The organism is Pseudomonas sp. LS-2 (assembly GCF_003605735.1).
GTDB lineage: Bacteria > Pseudomonadota > Gammaproteobacteria > Pseudomonadales > Pseudomonadaceae > Aquipseudomonas.
This window is the reverse complement of record NZ_QXTJ01000014.1, coordinates 40,409-57,670: the sequence shown is the minus strand read 5'-3', so window position 1 is coordinate 57,670 and position 17,262 is coordinate 40,409. Positions and strand designations below refer to the sequence as shown.

Annotated in this window: 9 protein-coding genes, 1 other RNA gene and 3 pseudogenes; 11 read left to right on the top strand and 2 right to left on the bottom strand. The window is 57.4% G+C overall.

Features of this window, described 5'->3' with window-relative positions; translation table 11 throughout:
* Positions 1-84 precede the first annotated feature (84 nt).
* Positions 85-567, top strand: coding sequence for an SsrA-binding protein SmpB (gene smpB / locus D3M70_RS07320; protein ID WP_120125151.1), 483 nt, complete (start codon positions 85-87; stop codon positions 565-567).
* Between the two features lie 113 nt (positions 568-680).
* Here smpB and D3M70_RS07315 read toward each other — a convergent pair whose 3' ends face one another.
* On the bottom strand, positions 681-1,448 hold the full coding sequence (locus tag D3M70_RS07315) for a GntR family transcriptional regulator (protein WP_120125150.1): 768 nt from the start codon (positions 1,446-1,448) through the stop codon (positions 681-683).
* Between the two features lie 419 nt (positions 1,449-1,867).
* Between D3M70_RS07315 and D3M70_RS07310 the strand changes: the two genes are divergently transcribed.
* From D3M70_RS07310 to D3M70_RS07275, 10 genes and pseudogenes are all read left to right on the top strand, one after another.
* Complete coding sequence (locus tag D3M70_RS07310) at positions 1,868-3,565, top strand: lactate permease LctP family transporter (RefSeq protein WP_120125281.1); 1,698 nt, start codon at positions 1,868-1,870, stop codon at positions 3,563-3,565.
* Positions 3,566-3,634: 69 nt separating this feature from the next.
* On the top strand, positions 3,635-4,777 hold the full coding sequence (lldD, locus tag D3M70_RS07305; protein WP_120125149.1) for an FMN-dependent L-lactate dehydrogenase LldD: 1,143 nt from the start codon (positions 3,635-3,637) through the stop codon (positions 4,775-4,777).
* A 73-nt stretch (positions 4,778-4,850) separates the two neighbouring features.
* Positions 4,851-6,166 (top strand): annotated as a pseudogene (locus D3M70_RS32795) (FAD-binding oxidoreductase); the annotation flags it as partial.
* Between the two features lies 1 nt (position 6,167).
* Positions 6,168-6,328 (top strand): annotated as a pseudogene (locus tag D3M70_RS34075) (FAD-linked oxidase C-terminal domain-containing protein); the annotation flags it as partial.
* Between the two features lie 60 nt (positions 6,329-6,388).
* Positions 6,389-7,612, top strand: a complete 1,224-nt coding sequence (locus tag D3M70_RS32790) for a (Fe-S)-binding protein (RefSeq protein WP_375232935.1) — start codon at positions 6,389-6,391, stop codon at positions 7,610-7,612.
* 208 nt (positions 7,613-7,820) lie between these two features.
* Positions 7,821-8,111 (top strand): hypothetical protein, encoded by a 291-nt coding sequence (locus tag D3M70_RS07295; protein WP_120125148.1) that lies wholly within the window; start codon positions 7,821-7,823, stop codon positions 8,109-8,111.
* Between the two features lie 121 nt (positions 8,112-8,232).
* Positions 8,233-8,624: a transfer-messenger RNA gene (ssrA, locus tag D3M70_RS07290) on the top strand.
* Positions 8,625-8,812: 188 nt separating this feature from the next.
* A pseudogene (locus D3M70_RS07285) lies at positions 8,813-10,069 on the top strand (integrase domain-containing protein).
* A 279-nt stretch (positions 10,070-10,348) separates the two neighbouring features.
* Positions 10,349-12,874, top strand: a complete 2,526-nt coding sequence (locus D3M70_RS07280) for an McrB family protein (RefSeq protein ID WP_120125147.1) — start codon at positions 10,349-10,351, stop codon at positions 12,872-12,874.
* A 15-nt stretch (positions 12,875-12,889) separates the two neighbouring features.
* Positions 12,890-14,200, top strand: coding sequence for an McrC family protein (locus tag D3M70_RS07275; protein ID WP_120125146.1), 1,311 nt, complete (start codon positions 12,890-12,892; stop codon positions 14,198-14,200).
* 31 nt (positions 14,201-14,231) lie between these two features.
* Here D3M70_RS07275 and D3M70_RS07270 read toward each other — a convergent pair whose 3' ends face one another.
* Positions 14,232-17,261, bottom strand: a complete 3,030-nt coding sequence (locus D3M70_RS07270) for a DEAD/DEAH box helicase (protein ID WP_120125280.1) — start codon at positions 17,259-17,261, stop codon at positions 14,232-14,234.
* Position 17,262: the final 1 nt, after the last annotated feature.

The following is a 17,262-nucleotide window of genomic DNA, read 5'->3' as shown; positions in this document are numbered from 1 at the left end:
TTCACTCAACGTGCTCAAGCGCACTGCTTCAGGGTCATCGAGCCCATAGCGCAGAGAACCGTTGATCCCTATAATGCGTCGCCTATGGCTAAGCTCAAGAAACATCCCACAGGGACCATCGCGCAAAATAAAAAGGCGCGTCACGATTACTTCATCGAACACAAGTTCGAGGCCGGTCTGGTCCTGGCTGGCTGGGAAGTAAAAAGCCTGCGTGCCAACAAGGTGCAGCTGGTTGACAGTTACGTGCTGCTCAAGGACGGTGAGGCCTGGCTGATGGGCAGCCACATCTCTCCGCTGACGACGGCCAGTACCCACGTCATCGCTGACCCGACACGCACCCGTAAACTGCTGCTCAACAAGCGCGAGCTGGAAAAGCTCACAAGCTCCGTTCAGCAGAAAGGCTATGCCTGCGTGGCCCTCTCCCTTTACTGGAAGCAGCACTTGATCAAGTGCGAAATCGCTCTGGGCAAAGGCAAGAAGGAATACGACAAGCGCGATACCGAGCGCGAACGCGACTCCAATCGGGAATTGCATCGCGCCGTGCGCAACAAAGGCAAGGAAGAGTGACGGTTGCCGATTAAGCGCTAATTGATCGGCTGTAGCAGCACGGCTTGCCGGCGGTAGCGATTTCCACAACGCCACCGCCGGCAAGCCGTGCTGCTACAGAAGTCGCATACGCTTTAAATCCCGTTGCGCCGCTCAGCCCGCGCCGTGCGCTGCACCTGCTGCCGCACTTCTTCCAGGACTTCCTGCACATACAGCAGATGTCGGCTGGACACCTCTCGGGCATCGTCCGCGCGCCCTTCGATAATCGCCAGATACAACTCACGATGCTGATTGATCAGCATGTCACGGGTCTCTGCGCGTTGCTTGTACATACCGCCGATATTGGTCACGACATTGCGCCGCAGCAGATCGAACAGGCCGCGAATGGTGTGCAGCAAGACGGCGTTATGGCTGGCTTCGGCAATCGCGAGGTGAAAATTCGCATCAGCCGCGCCCTCTTCCGCCCTACTCACCTCGTCGACCCGACTGTAGCAATCCTGCAGGGCATCGAATGCCTCGCGCAGCCTGGCCCGATCAACGTCAGTCGCTCGAATGGCCGCGTAATAGGCGCAGGAAGCTTCAAGGGTGTGACGGAACTCCAGCAGGTCACGCTGCGCCTCGGAACTGCTTTCCAACAGATGCAGCAACGGGTCGCTGAAGGTTGAGCCCAGATTCTCCACGACATAATTGCCGCCGCCTTGCCGGCTGACCAGCAACCCCTTGGCGGTAAGCTTCTGGATGGCTTCGCGCAAGGAAGGACGCGAGACGCCGAACTGCTCGGCCAGCGCGCGCTCTGCAGGCAAGCGCCCACCGGGCCGCAGCGTACCCTCCAGAATCATCCTTTCCAGCTGTTCGACGATATCGTCAGACAAGCGGCGCTGACGCACCTGGTCAAAGCCCATACCCCTCACTCCACATCCACAGCAGCCCCGTCTGACACCAAAGCGGGGGCGCATATTCTCGCTGATTGTGAACCGACATTCACCCAGCAGATGTAGGACGAATCACCGGTTCAAGCAAAAAGCTGGATAACTGCTACAAAAGTTTTAGAGCCTTAAATTGACACACCAACGCCAAGGCTTTTAACCTAGCGCCAAGACATTGTAAATTGGTATTACCAATTTATGGATGCCGGCGACTAGTGGTCATCCACCACCATACGCCGCAGGCAGTTCGCGACGGCGGAATGCTTGAGCTGGTGAGCTGTGCGACTCGTTCGTCAGCGCCGGCAGGACGACAGCAAAGCAGTTGTCCCCTGCAGGAGCCGCGCACGTAAGACATGGACACCGGGCCTAACCAACAACAATTAGGGGCCTTCTACATGCAAACCTGGCAACAGCTCTATACACCTCTGGGCAGCCTGAGCCTTTCGGCACTGGCCGCAGTCGTTCCCATCGTCTTTTTCTTTCTCGCGTTGGCTGTCTTCCGGCTCAAAGGGCACGTTGCAGGTGCCATTACCTTGCTGCTGGCGGTACTGATTGCGATCTTCGCGTTCCAGATGCCTGCGGACATGGCAGTGGCCTCGGCGGCCTACGGCTTCCTCTACGGTTTGTGGCCCATCGCCTGGATCATCGTCGCGGCGGTGTTCCTTTACAAACTCACGGTGAAGAGCGGCCAGTTCGAGATCATTCGCAGCTCGGTCATGTCGATCACCGACGACCAGCGTCTTCAAGTTTTGTTGATCGGCTTCTGCTTCGGTGCCTTCCTCGAAGGTGCTGCAGGCTTTGGCGCGCCGGTGGCGATCACTGCGGCATTGCTGGTGGGCCTGGGCTTGAATCCGCTCTACGCGGCGGGTCTTTGCCTGATCGCCAACACGGCGCCAGTGGCCTTCGGCGCGTTGGGGATTCCGATCATCGTCGCTGGACAGGTCTCGGGCATCGACGCGTTCAAGATCGGCGCGATGGCGGGTCGTCAATTGCCATTACTGTCGGTGTTCGTACCGTTCTGGCTGATGTTCATGATGGACGGCGTCAAAGGGGTGAAAGAAACCTGGCCAGCCGCTCTGGTGGCGGGTGGCAGCTTTGCAATCGTGCAGTTTCTGACGTCTAACTACATTGGCCCGGAACTGCCAGACATTACCTCGGCGCTGGTCAGCCTCCTTTCTCTGACGTTCTTCCTGAAAGTCTGGCAACCGGCTCGTGCAGCCGATGCACAAGTTGCCAGCGCCGGTGGCGGCGCGGTGGTGATGGGCGGCGGTCCTGGTGGCTTCGGCCAGCCACGTACCACCAAGAAATCGCCTTACTCCGCAGGCACCATCGTCAAGGCGTGGTCGCCCTTCCTGATCCTGACCGTGATCGTCACGATCTGGACCTTGAAGCCGTTCAAGGCCCTGTTCGCCGCTGGCGGGCCGCTGCAATCGCTGACCATGAACTTCCCGGTACCGCATCTGGACCAACTGGTGATGAAGGCCGCTCCCATCGTGGCGAACCCTACCGCGATGCCTGCGGTGTACAAGTTCGACCTGCTGGCCGCTTCGGGCAGCGCCATTCTGATCTCGGCAATCCTGGCGATGATCGTACTGCGCATCGGTGCCAGAACTGGTCTTACCACTTTTAAAGAGACGCTGATCGAGCTGCGCTGGGCCATCGTGTCCATCGGCATGGTGCTGGCATTCGCTTTCGTCATGAACTACTCGGGCATGTCCTCGACGCTGGCACTGGTATTGGCCGGCACGGGGGCCGCATTCCCGTTCTTCTCGCCATTCCTGGGCTGGCTGGGTGTATTCCTGACAGGCTCCGACACCTCCTCGAACGCGCTGTTCGGTTCGCTGCAAGCGACCACCGCGCACCAGTTGGGCGTCAGTGATGTACTGATGGTCGCCGCAAATTCCAGCGGTGGCGTGACCGGCAAGATGATTTCCCCGCAATCGATCGCGGTCGCGTGCGCGGCCACCGGCCTTGTGGGCAAGGAATCGGACCTGTTCCGCTTCACCCTCAAGCACAGCATCTTCTTCGCGGCCATCGTCGGCTGCATCACCTACGCCCAGGCGTACTGGTTCACTGGCATGCTGGTTCACTAACGAGACGAGCGCCGGGTGTGCTCATGTGCGCCCGGTTGCTGCCCTGCTCATCCAATGTTGCGAGACCCCATGATCATTTCTGCTTCCACCGACTATCGCGCCGCAGCACAACGCAAGCTGCCGCCATTCCTGTTTCACTACGCCGACGGTGGCGCCTACGCCGAGCACACTCTGCGTCACAACGTGTCGGACCTGTCCGAAATTGCCCTGCGCCAGCGCGTTCTCAAGAACATGTCCGAGCTGAGTCTTGAGACCACGCTGTTCAACGAAAAAATGAGTATGCCGATTGCACTGGCCCCGGTCGGGCTGTGCGGCATGTATGCCCGTCGCGGTGAAGTTCAAGCGGCACGCGCAGCGGCTTCCAGAGGGATTCCCTTTACCCTTTCCACCGTTTCGTTGTGTCCGATCGAAGAAGTCGCGCCCGCCATCGATCGTCCTATGTGGTTTCAGCTGTACGTGCTCAAGGATCGCGGCTTCATGCGCAACGCGCTGGAACGGGCCAAGGCTGCGGGCGTCAAGACGCTGGTATTTACCGTCGACATGCCGGTGCCCGGTGCTCGCTACCGCGACCTGCATTCAGGCATGAGCGGCAAGAACGGTCCGATTCGTCGCGTTCTGCAAGCCATGACTCACCCTCAATGGGCCTGGGACGTCGGCGTGAATGGACGCCCGCACGATTTGGGGAACGTCTCGGCCTATCGCGGCAACCCCACCGGCCTGACCGACTACATCGCCTGGTTGGGCAACAATTTCGACCCTTCCATTTCCTGGAAAGACCTTGAGTGGATACGCGACTTCTGGGAAGGCCCGATGATCATCAAGGGCATCCTTGATCCGGACGACGCTCGCGATGCGGTCAAGTTCGGCGCCGACGGCATCGTCGTTTCCAACCATGGCGGACGTCAGCTCGATGGCGTGTTGTCCAGCGCTCGCGCTCTGCCTGCCATCGCTGACGCCGTGAAGGGCGAACTGAAGATTCTCGCCGACTCCGGCATTCGCAGCGGTCTGGACGTGGTGCGCATGATCGCTCTTGGCGCCGATACCGTGCTGCTTGGTCGTGCGTTCATCTATGCCCTCGCCACTCATGGCGAAGCCGGCGTCAAACACCTGCTCGATCTGTTCGAGAAAGAAATGCGTGTCGCAATGGTGCTGACCGGAGCCAAATCCATCAGCGAGATTTCCCGCGATTCGCTGGTCCGCGCAGGCGCCTGAGCGCAGACGAAGAGCACGCACGCGGCACGCCAGATGCCGCGGCGCACGATGATGACCCCGTGAGGAAGACCGTATGAGCCTGCCCGCCTCCTTCCTGGCCGATGTGAAGCGCATGATTCCTGCCGAACGTCGCTTCGACGATCCATTGTCGACCCTGGCTTTCGGCACCGACGCCAGTTTTTATCGGCTCATTCCCAAGCTGGTGATCCGCGTCGAGTCGGAAGACGAAGTGGTCTCGCTGCTCAAGCTGGCTCAGGTCGACAAGGTTCCGGTGACCTTTCGCGCCGCAGGAACCAGCCTCTCAGGTCAGGCGATCAGCGATTCGGTCCTGCTCGTGCTCGGCGACAACTGGAATGGCCGGGAGATTCGCCGCGACGGGGAGCAGATCCGCCTGCAACCGGGCGTTATCGGCGCCCAGGCCAATGCCTGGCTCGTGCCCTTCGGACGCAAGATAGGCCCGGATCCCGCGTCGATCAACGCTGCCAAGATCGGCGGCATCGTCGCCAACAATTCCAGCGGCATGTGCTGCGGCACCGCGCAGAACACCTATCACACCCTCGCAGGCATCCGATTGGTCCTGGCCGACGGCACGCGTATCGATACCGAAGATGCCGATAGCGTTGCGGCCTTTCGCAAGAGCCATGGGAAAATGCTCGATCGTCTGGAGGAACTGGGACGTGAGACCCGCGCCAACGCGGAACTCGCTGCAAAGATTCGCCACAAGTACCGCCTGAAGAACACCACGGGGCTGTCACTCAACGCCTTGGTGGACTTCGACGAACCGCTGGACATCCTCAGTCACCTGCTCGTCGGCTCGGAAGGAACGCTCGGTTTCATCAGCGCGGTGACCTACGACACCGTACTCGATCACCCGAACAAGGCCTCGGCGCTGATTGTGTTCCCGGACGTGGAAACCTGCTGTAACGCCGTGACAGTGCTGAAAACCCAGCCTGTGTCTGCCGTCGAACTGCTGGATCGTCGCAGCATGCGCTCGGTACAGAACAAGCCAGGCATGCCACCTTTCGTACGTGAGCTGTCGGAAAATGCCTGCGCGCTGCTGATCGAAGCGCGGGCCGCGACCCAGCCGCTGCTGCACGAGCAATTGGCGCAGATCATGACGTCAATCGCGCACTTTCCCGTAGAGAAACAGGTCGACTTCACCGAGGACCCTGCGGAGAACGCGCGCCTCTGGGCAATTCGCAAAGACACCTTCCCCGCTGTCGGTGCCGTGCGTGAAACCGGCACGACCGTCATCATCGAAGACGTGACCTTCCCGGTCGAGCAACTGGCCATCGGCGTTCGTCGCCTGATCGAACTGTTCGACAAGCATCGGTACGACGAGGCGATCCTGTTCGGCCATGCGCTGGAAGGCAACCTGCACTTCGTCTTNGGGACGACGGCGCGGAACTGGTCGCCGTGGAGTTCAACGGCTCACTCAAAGCGGAGCACGGCACTGGCCGTAACATGGCGCCCTTCGTGGAACTCGAATGGGGCAGCGACGCCTACCAATTGATGTGGAAGCTCAAACGGCTGCTCGACCCCAACGGCATTCTCAATCCCGACGTGGTCCTGAGCGAAGACCCGCAGATCCACCTCAAACACCTCAAGCCGATGCCCGCTGCCGACAGCATCGTCGACAAGTGCATCGAGTGCGGCTTCTGTGAACCCGTGTGCCCCTCCAACGGGCTGACTCTGAGCCCACGCCAGCGCATCGTGATATGGCGCGACATTCAGGCGAAGAAACGCGCAGGTACCCACACCACCGAGCTTGAACGTGACTATCACTATCAAGGCATCGACACTTGCGCCGCCACGGGACTTTGCGCACAGCGCTGCCCGGTCGGCATCAACACCGGCGAACTGGTGAAAAAACTGCGAGCCCAGGAAGCGACACACGGCAAAACCGCGGGCTGGCTGGCGCACCACTTCACCACCGCACTGAAAGGTGCGCGCTTCACGTTGCATGCCGCCAATGGCGCGCGGATGCTGTTGGGTGCCCCAAGACTGGCGAAGGTTTCTGCGGCACTGAGCAAGGCATCCGCAGGGCGCGTACCGCAATGGACACCGGCCATGCCGCAACCGGAAAACGCCATTCGCTTCAATGCGCCGGTCGAGGACCAACGCCCGCGTGTCGTCTACCTCGCCGCCTGCGTTTCACGTGTCATGGGCCCGGCAGCGGCGGACCACGAACAGACGTCACTCATGGACAAGACCCGTGGCCTGCTGGAAAAGGCCGGTTACCAAGTGGTGTTCCCCGAGGATCAGGACAACCTCTGTTGCGGCCAGCCGTTTGCGTCCAAGGGGTATGCCGGGCAAGCCGAAGAGAAACGTCAGCAATTACTGGCTGCGCTCACCAAGGCAAGTCGCGGCGGCCTGGACCCCATCTATTGCGACACCAGCCCCTGCACCCTGCGTCTGATTCAGGACCTGAAGGAAACCCGTCTGGATCTCTACGACCCCGTGCGCTTCATCCGTACACACCTGTTGGACAAACTCGTATTCACCCCTCAACAGGAAGCCATCGCCGTCCACGTCACCTGCAGCACGCAGCATCTGGGTGAAAGCCAGGCGCTGATCGAGTTGGCGCGAATGTGCAGCGTCAACGTCGTCATTCCCGAAGGCATCCATTGCTGCGGGTTCGCGGGCGACAAAGGCTTCACTACGCCAGAGCTCAACGCTCACTCACTGCGGACTTTGAAAGACGCGGTGCAGTATTGCAGTGAAGGCATTTCCACCAGCAGAACCTGTGAGATCGGCCTCACACAACACGGCGGAATCGACTACCACGGCCTGGTTTACCTGGTAGACCGCGTCACCCGACCGATCTCGGCTTGATGCACACAAATGGGGCGATATTCGCCCCTTTTGTTAGACACATCCTGCAACATGGCTTTTTCACACCATTTGCGAAATAAATAGAACCCCTGCGATAGCGCGAAGTCCATCTCTTTAAGCGCCACAACCACCGGGCGCTTATTCCTCTATCTCGGACATCGGCCCAATAGACCGGCCAAACCGAGTCCACAGGCTTAAGGAGATACACATGAAGCGCACAGCACTGACTGGATTGTTTCTTACCGCTGCACTGTTGGGTTCCCCGGTATTCGCTGCTGACGACCTGTGCGGCGCCAACCTGCAGACGTTGAAGGATGCTCATACTTCAACGAGCACCAACATTAGCGCAGACACCAAAGACGAACTGGAAAAAACCATCGCCACCGCTACTGCTGCGCAGAAAGCTGGCGATGACAAGAAATGCATCGAGCTGACCACCAAAGAGATCACCTCGCTGAAAACCGGGGGCGACGGTACTGACGGTGGCAACGCCAAGTAATCCGCTACTAGATCCGCAGCCAGCCTTTGGGCTGGCTTGGTTGAGCGTGATGAGGCCCGGAGTCGACGTATCTCATTGATTCGGGTACACTCCCCGACCTGACTGCTAGAGCAGCAGAATTGGGGCCGATTAGGATTCGACGCCGGTGATGAAACTCTAGGGGCATGCCGACTTGGTAACAGAAGTCGTAAATCCACTGTTGCAACTTTCTATAGTTGCCAATGACGAAACCTACGGGGAACAAGCTCTCGCTGCGTAAGCGGCGCTAGCCTTCCTTCTGGTAGCTTCGGCTCCAGCAATCATCAGGGGATGCCTGTAAACCCAAAATGATTGTCATACAGAACAGGATCGCCGTGCAGTACGCTGTGGACGAATCGGCTAAAACTTACACAGCTCGCCCAAAGCACCCTGCCCGTCGGGTCGCTGAGGGTTAACTTAATAGACACGGCTAAGCATGTAGGCCCGAAAGCGGAGTACTGGCGGACGGGGGTTCAAATCCCCCCGGCTCCACCACTTTTACATCTAAAGACGTCCACGGACGTCTTTTTTTGTGCCTTCGATCCAGTAAATACGCGGCTTCCAGCGCTTTTGCGGTCTTTCGAGAGTTTTTGAGTTCCAACCGTTCGGGTATTCCAGGCGGTATTCCACCTCACCCGGTTGCGAATCTTTGGAATACCGAATCAGTGCCTGAGGAGAATCTCATGCCTTCTCAGAACCTCCGTCTCTCCGATCAACAGCTCAAGAGAGTCAAACCCGCGTCCAAGGATTACGTCCTCACTGACGGCGACGGTTTGCAGCTCCGCGTACGCAGCAACGGCTCGTTGTTGTGGAATTTCAACTACCGCGAACCGGTGACCAAGTAGCGCATCAACATCGGCTTCGGGACCTACCCCGAACTGTCACTGGCGAACGCACGAAAGTGGCAGTCGATGCGCGAGAGCTGCTTGCACAGGGCATTGATCCGAAGGGGCAGCGCAACACGCTGAATGAAGCCAGGCGCGCGGAAACCGAACACACCATCGAGAACGTGGCCACCGCCTGGTTCGAGCTCAAGAAAGACTCGGTTACTCCGGTTTACGCCGAGGACATTTGGCGGTCGCTCATGCTGCACGTGCTTCCCGACTTGAAGACGACCCCTCTCGCGAAAATCACCGCGCCGATGGTGATCGAGTTGCTTCGTCCGATCGAAGCGAAAGGCAGCCTGGAGACGGTCAAGCGCCTTAGTCAGCGGCTTAACGAGATCATGACCTACGGAGTGAACTCCGGCCTGATCTTCGCCAACCGCTCTCAGCGGTATCAGGGCAGTATTCAAGAAGCCCAAGAAAGAGAACATGGCTGCGCTTCCGCCAGAAGAGCTCCCGGAGCTCATGCTGGAGATCGCGAACGCCAGTATCAAACGCACGACCCGCTGCCTGATCGAATGGCAGTTGCACACGATGACTCGCCCCGCCGAGGCGGCAACTACTCGCTGGGCAGACATCGACTTTGAAAGGGGTGTCTGGACTATCCCACCGGAGCGGATGAAGAAGCGCCGCCCTCACAGCATCCCGTTGAGTGATCACGCCGTCGCACTGTTGGAGTCACTGAAGACTCACAGCGGCCATCGCGAATACGTCTTCCCGGCAGACAGAAATCCGCGTACCCACGCCAATAGCCAAACGGCCAACATGGCGTTGAAACGCATGGGCTTCCAGGATCGCTTGGTCAGCCACGGCATGCGCTCGATGGCCAGCACCATCTTGAATGAACATGGGTGGGACCCGGAGCTCATCGAAGTGGCACTGGCGCACGTCGATAAGGATGAGGTGCGGAGCGCCTACAACCGAGCCGACTACATCGAGCGCCGGCGTCCGATGATGGCTTGGTGGAGCGAGTACATTCTCAAGGCGTCGACGGGTAATCTCTCGGCCAGCGCGATGAATGTGGCCAGGGATCGGAATGTAGTACCGATTCGATAGGGCGGCGAGACTGGTGACAGACCGCGTGGCGTCTAAAATCCCGAAACTCAGAGGCTGGAGCGGGAAAAATCGATCCTATAAAAGGCTATCTTGCTCTTGAATGGTGGAGGAGCATGAGTGACAAGCTCCATAGATTCCAAACCACAGGGCACCCCTGTGATACTTGGGAGCCACAACATGACTCATTCGGATCTCACGCTCTGGGCTTCATTTTGAGATGACCGACAATACCCCCCTTGCAAGCAAACCAGCCCAAAGGACATGTAAGGCTAGAACACGATGAATGACTTCCAAAAAGAATACGCCCTGTGGGATGACTTCCTTTCTTTGTGGCCGGCCTCCCGACTGACCAGCATGACTCTGGACGAATACAGCCATGCGGGCTCAAAGGACAGCTTCACCTACTGGATTGAATCGCGGCTCGATGAGCTTGGCAGCATTTGGGGCGGCTCGGCGTTCAAGTTCGGCGTGTTCTCGCGCAAAGATACTGAAGGCAAGAGCTCGGACGCCAAGCTTTCCTATTCCGAATCGCACGGCTGGTACTCATCGCTAGGCACATCGGCAGAGGCTGCCTTCGAGAAAATCCGCAGCTACGTGGCACAGGTAGCCGGCTGGGCCGCCAAGGGGGATCTAGGGGCTATTGAGTCCTTCGGGCTGCTGGGCGAGGCCTTCAAGTGGAAAATCGCTTTTCATTACCAGAACCGTCAAGCCCCCGTTATCGTGGACATTTTCAAGCGGGCACCACTGGCGGTATTCGTCGGCAGCAATGTAAGCCAGGGCATGGGCATGTTGCAGACAGCAACGCTCGGCAAACGCCCCGAAGGTCTGGGCATTCTGGAGTTCGGGCGACAGATATGGGAGGCATGGAGCCAGAAAAACCTGGCGATCTGGAAGCTATCGCACGGGTTAGACGATTTCCCCTCAGAGGAGCGCAAGCAATACCTGCAGAGCGAATTGGGGGTGATGCACAGTGATACCGCCAAGGGGCAGGGCGAAAGCTTCCAGGAGGCTCCTGTCGGCAGCTTGTTCTACTTGTGCCACGGCAATGAGCGGCTTCACCTGGTCGGACAGTTCATCTCTGCCCCTGCACCGAGCTTGAAAGGAGATGGTTGGCTACAGCGCCGCTACAGGGTGTTGAAGCAGGGCATCAAACCTGGTGGTTACCAAGGAGGCCAGAAAGGCTGGACACCAAACTATCGCTCAACCTTCAAGCGAGTGCCTGCTCACGACCTACCTGAGTTCGAAAGCGCTTTGCTCAAGCCCTTCTTTGGCACAGATTTGGCCGAACTAGCGGCATTGGCTGGCGAGCCCATCGAAGATGTCAGCCGCCCCATCACAATGGCATTGCCCCCTACCCCTCAGGTACAACATGTGGCCAATAAACCCGTCGCGGCCTGTTCCAACCGTCTCTACTACGGGCCACCTGGTACAGGAAAAACCTACACGCTGATGAAGTTGCTAAAGCGCGACTATCAAGAGCAGGTAACCTCAATTAGCACAGAGGAATGGCGCAGCCAGATTATTGCTGAAAAGATTGCTGCGCTGACTTGGTGGGAAGGCGCAGCCGCTGCACTGTATGACTTGGGCGGCAAAGCCAAAGTACCTGAGTTGGCCGAGCATCCGTTTATCCAAGCCATTGCAGATGCTGAAGGGCGCAGCAGCGGCATCAAGCAAACCCTCTGGGGAACTCTTCAACACCACACAATTCTTGAGTCGACAACGGTCAACACGAAGCTCCGCCTTGGATCAGCCGTTTTTGAAAAGTCGACAAACTCGGTTTGGCAGTTTGCGGGGGATTGGCAGGAAGCATGTTCGGATCTCTTTGCACTTGTCGACAAGATCAAGCAAGGCCCAGAAGCTAACGATTCCGTTCAGCGCTACAGCTTCGTTACCTTCCACCAATCCTACGGTTACGAAGAATTTGTTGAGGGGTTGCGGCCAGTCTTGGCCGACGAAGCCAAAGAGGACGATGCCGAAGCAAGCCAGGTGGCATACAGGATCAAGGACGGGGCTTTCAAGGAGCTCTGCCGTCGCGCACGCAACACTCCGGACAAGCGCTTCGCGATGGTCATTGATGAGATCAACCGAGGCAATATAAGCAAGATATTCGGTGAACTGATCACGCTGATTGAAGCGGATAAACGCGACCAGCTTGACGGCACCCCACCTCCGACCGAAGTAGTCCTTGCATACTCCGGAAAGCCATTTTCCGTACCTGCAAACGTTGACATCATTGGTACAATGAACACGGCTGATCGCTCGCTGGCCTTGCTTGATACTGCCCTGCGGCGCCGCTTCGATTTCGTGCCGTTACTGCCTGACACTCGGGCCGAAAAAGATCCCAGCGATCCACACAGCGCCCCCTTGGCTGGACTACTGGTCACCACAGGCACCACCACCATCGATGTGCGCTTGATGCTGGAACGCATCAATGAACGCATTGAGGCGCTTTACGACCGCGACCACTGTATTGGTCATGCGTATTTCACCTCACTGACCAATGTGGCTGATGGGGCGGCCCGCTTCGCTAAGTTGGCTGAGATTTTTCAGAAGCGTATCGTCCCCTTGCTGGAGGAATACTTCTTTGAAGACTGGCGCAAGATTCGGCTAGTGCTCGGTGACAACCAGAAACCTGATACGGCCCAGTTCATTACAGAAAGCGATTCGCACGAGCAGGATCTGAGCATCCTATTCGGGAACGATCATGGCCTTGATAGCTACGCCACCAAACGTCGTTACCAAGCGCAGGTCGCGGCATATACCGAACCTGCCGCTTATCTCGGCATTTACCAAGCCTCGACTTAATTAACAGGTACGGAAATGGCGGGCATATCGATCTTCGAGTTTGACACTCTGACGGCTTCCTCACCCAGCTCGACCAATATGGTCGGGCAGCGCAAGGTTTCTGCCGAAGTTTTTGCCTGGCTGGAGACACAGGCATTACGCAGCACCGAAGCAGGTGAAGGGGCCTGGCTGCGCCTTACCCATCGGCACGGCCGCAAAGCCATTCAGGTGAACAGCTTTGTTGGGGTGATTCGCTGCCCTAATGGTTTCCAGATTGAAGTGCTGCCCAAGCTAGGCAAGACGAATGGCGAAGAAGAGGCACGGCACCTACTAATCGAAATGCTGCGCTGCCTTGGCTGTTTCCGCCACATACAAACTAGCAGCGCCCAATTGCTCGCCCGCCGCATGCCTCTACTGGAGGTGTTCATTGGTGAATTTTTGCGCGCGGTGGATCACACCATCAAGCGAGGCCTGTGCAGCGATTACCTTGCAGAGCAGGGCAACCTGTTTGCGTTGCGCGGCAAGCTGCACATGGCTGAGCACCTGCGCCTCAATCTATGCCGTCGCGACCGCTTTTATACCGAATACGATGAGTATTCCCTCAACCGACCAGAAAATCGCCTACTACACGCCGCACTCAGGCGTGCATTGTCGTGGACTGCCTCACAGGCAAACCAGCAACTGGCACGGGAGTTATGCTTCGTGTTCACCGGCATACCTGAATCTGACCAGATCAACGCGGATTTTGCGCAGGCACGACCAGATCGCGGTATGGCACATTACGATGCGGCATTGACCTGGGCGCGCCTGATTCTTCAGGACGAGTCACCACTCACCGGTACGGGTCCGCACAAGGCGCCATCTTTGCTCGTCCCAATGGAAGCAGTTTTTGAAGCTTTCGTAGCTAAGCACCTTGCCCGACAACTTTGCTCAGACTTCAGCCTGCGCCTACAGACTCGCAGCCTCAGACTCGTCCGGCATAAGGAGCAGGACTGGTTTCAGCTCAAGCCTGATCTGCTGGTACAGTCGTTCAAGACCAACCGCTTGGTACTCGACACCAAGTGGAAGTTGGTTGATGCCAAGAAAGCCAACAGCAAGGAAAAGTACGGGCTAGATCAAAGCGACTTTTACCAGCTGCAAGCTTACGGCCAGAGCTATCTCGAAGGAGACGGCGATGTTGTACTGATCTACCCCAAGACAGAAATCTTCAGTCAGCCCCTAGCAGTTTTTGATTTTCCCAAGTCACCTGGTCTTCGCTTGTGGGTACTGCCTTTTTGCCTGCAAACCAAGCAGATGCTCTTGCCGACTTGCGGTAGCCTCACCCCGTTTTTCTCACCAAACACTTGAGCAGTCAAAGCTCAAGCCACGGGAGGCAGAGTCAAAGCCCCATGGATTGAATCATCTCACTTTCGCTAACCGCTTCAGGCGTCACGACCGCATCCTTCAGCATCAGCTTGCCTCGAAGTAGGCGATCCAAATGAACATCGAAGGAATCAAATTGCGGGTGTCGTACAGCAGGAAGATGAATGTGCACGTCTTTCTTCTGACCAATTCGATAGACTCGGTCAGATGCCTGCGCTTCCTTTGCAGGGTTCCAGTGGCGCTCCAGGTGCACAACGTGGTTGGCACCAACCACTGTCAATCCAACCCCTGCAGCTACTGGTGACATGATCATCACGTTGAAACCAGGCTTCGATTCGAAAACAGTGATCAGTTTCTTGCGAGTCAACTCGTCAGATTTCTTTGCAACTGCCGCCGTGTCACCATTGATAACTGCCACATCCAGTCCATAGATCTGGTCCAACCAAAGCTTCAGTATTCTCTGAAGCCGCTTGGTGACCATGAACAAAATGACCTTCTCTTCGTTCTGCCGGATACGATCAAGTAACTCCAGCAGCACTGCCAACTTCCCCGACTGCGCCATGTTTGCGCGCGCCTCGCTGGCATTGCTGGCCATCAGTTTTGTTTCTTCGCGAAGACGCGGATGGAGTGAGATCTCACGCAACTGGGCCAATGCCGCCAATGCAGTACCTCGCATGTCCTCGGTCGCACGTCGAGCACGAAAATCATTTAGTACTGCATCGTACGCCTGTAGCTGGGCACCCTTCATACAAACGGAAAGATGTGCCGCATGTAGCTGCTGGCCGCCCTTCGGCTGCTCCACACCGCTATGGATGGTCTTGCTGGGAAGCCCCTTCAACTGATCTTCCTTGATGCGACGGAGCATAAACCTGCCGACGGCCTCGCGTAGCCCCGCGCCAAACTTCCGCCTTATCTCATCCTTTTCATCCTCTGCTGCGGACAGGATTGGTTTGATCCAGCTATCGCGGAACTGGCCCCATCCTCCGAGAATGCCTGGCTGCGCGGTGTCCATCAGGCACCAGAAATCCCCCAGGCTGTTCTCGACCGGTGTGCCAGTTGCCAGCAGCTTGAAATCCGCCTTCAGTCCTTTTGCCGCTCGTGTCTGCGCAGCATTGGGATTCTTGATGTTCTGCGCTTCGTCGAAGATCACCAAGCCCCAGTCAATCCTGCACAGTGAAAACTGGTAATCCCTGAGTGTCTGATAAGTGGTCAGTACAAGGCGGCGATCCATGTCCAGACGATGTACCCCAGCCTCCGGGCCGATGGAAAGAGCGTAACGAATGGCATCGTCAGCCATCACTCCATCCTCACCAATCAGAGAAGCCAGCTGTGCCGATTCCCGCTCAGCCCCCTTGACCTTGAAGCGACTCAGATCCCTTCCCGACTGTAGTACCACGATGTCCCGGAAAGGGATGCCCTTGAAAGTTTGATTGACCTCATCCTCCCAATTCTCCAGGAGGCTTAAGGGAGCCACGACCAGAACTGGCTTCTGCGCACGTTCCGCAACTTTCTGACGGGTAAGGTATTCACCCACCGTCACCAATGACATGTAAGTTTTGCCAAGGCCCATGTCGTCGGCCAGCAGTCCACCCTGAAGCCGGTATAGATCACCATGATCATCCTGAACTGCCGACTCCAGCAGCCCCAGCATCCATTCGACACCCTCCCGCTGGTGCGGGAACGGCTGGCGAGCATAGGCTCCCCAATTAGGCTCATGCGCTGGTTTGGCCTCACTTGCCTTACGCAGCAAAGCACTGTTGATCTCGTCGGCATCGTGCAGCAGTACGCTGACTCGCTCCTTCGGACCCACCGATGGCTCCTCATCAGAAGGCAAGTCGGTTTCCGGGTCTACCAGGGACCTCTCGACTTTCTTCAGCTGCTCATCGATTCGAACATGGTCGGAGATATCAATGAATTCTCCGGAGAAAATCATGCTGTCTGCGCCCTGCTCCTTGGCAGCCTTGTAGACTTCGTTGAAGCGCACAAAGTCCTCTTCGGATTGCACCAGGGTCGGAATGATCTCTGCGGGCGCCGGCCGTGAGTCAAGCGCGAACCAGTCATTCTTCCGATTGTCCAGGTCACCAAACTCCATGTGCTGGAGCTTGCCGATTCCGGTGACACGAATTGAGAAACCAAGATCGAGATTGACCAGGGCCGCATCCAGGAAAGCACTGGGAGTAGCGATGAACTCGGCCACTTTGTCAGCAGGAATACGCTTGTTACTCAGCACCTCCTTGATCGCCGCCATTTTCTGCGGCTCGAGAAGCACCACGCGATTGTCGATTCGCAAAACGCCGCCATCGGCCCCTATATCCAATTGCGACCAGCGCTTCTCTAATTGGTCCGGCGTAGAGCCATCTCCCAAGCTGGGGCTGAGCATTAGGCTGCCATCGGGCAATCGAGTTGCAATGACACCGATATTTTCAGGCACCACCACATCCAGTCTGTCGAAATGGCTGAGGTCGATACGCATACCACTACGAGCCGCAGTCTGCAGCTCGGCCATCATACGCAGGTTGGCTGCCTCCCCTCGTTGCTCGGTAAGCAAATTCTGGTGGCGTTCCCAAGCCATCAAACCCATCAACTCGGCCGGGGTCAGTCGATAGGACTCTGTTGAAGTGAGAAAAAGCAGTGGCCCCTTGCGAGTGAAAGGTACTTCAACGGACTCGGATAGAACCGCCAGATCAATGCGGAAACCGCTATTCCCCGTTCTACCACCGATCTTACTGGCGAAGGTCATGTTGAAGCGTCGCGGCAACCGAAGAATTTCCGCCTGCTCTTGATCCGTGCCTGCAACGTCCTCGGCAGCAACATGGAATCCATTGGCCAGGGGCTCAGCTATGCCCTGCTCCTGCATCATGCGCAGAACGACCATCTGGACCTTCTGCAAGGAATTACCCTTTCCCTCCAACAACGCTGTATACGCTGTCTTGTCCAGATAGAAATTCACACCATCCGAGTCCGCCGCGTGGGAGAAGCCCTGCTGGTTACTTAGCGTTACCCCCCCTTCCCCCAGCAAGCTTTTGAAGATGTCAGCTAGTCCCATG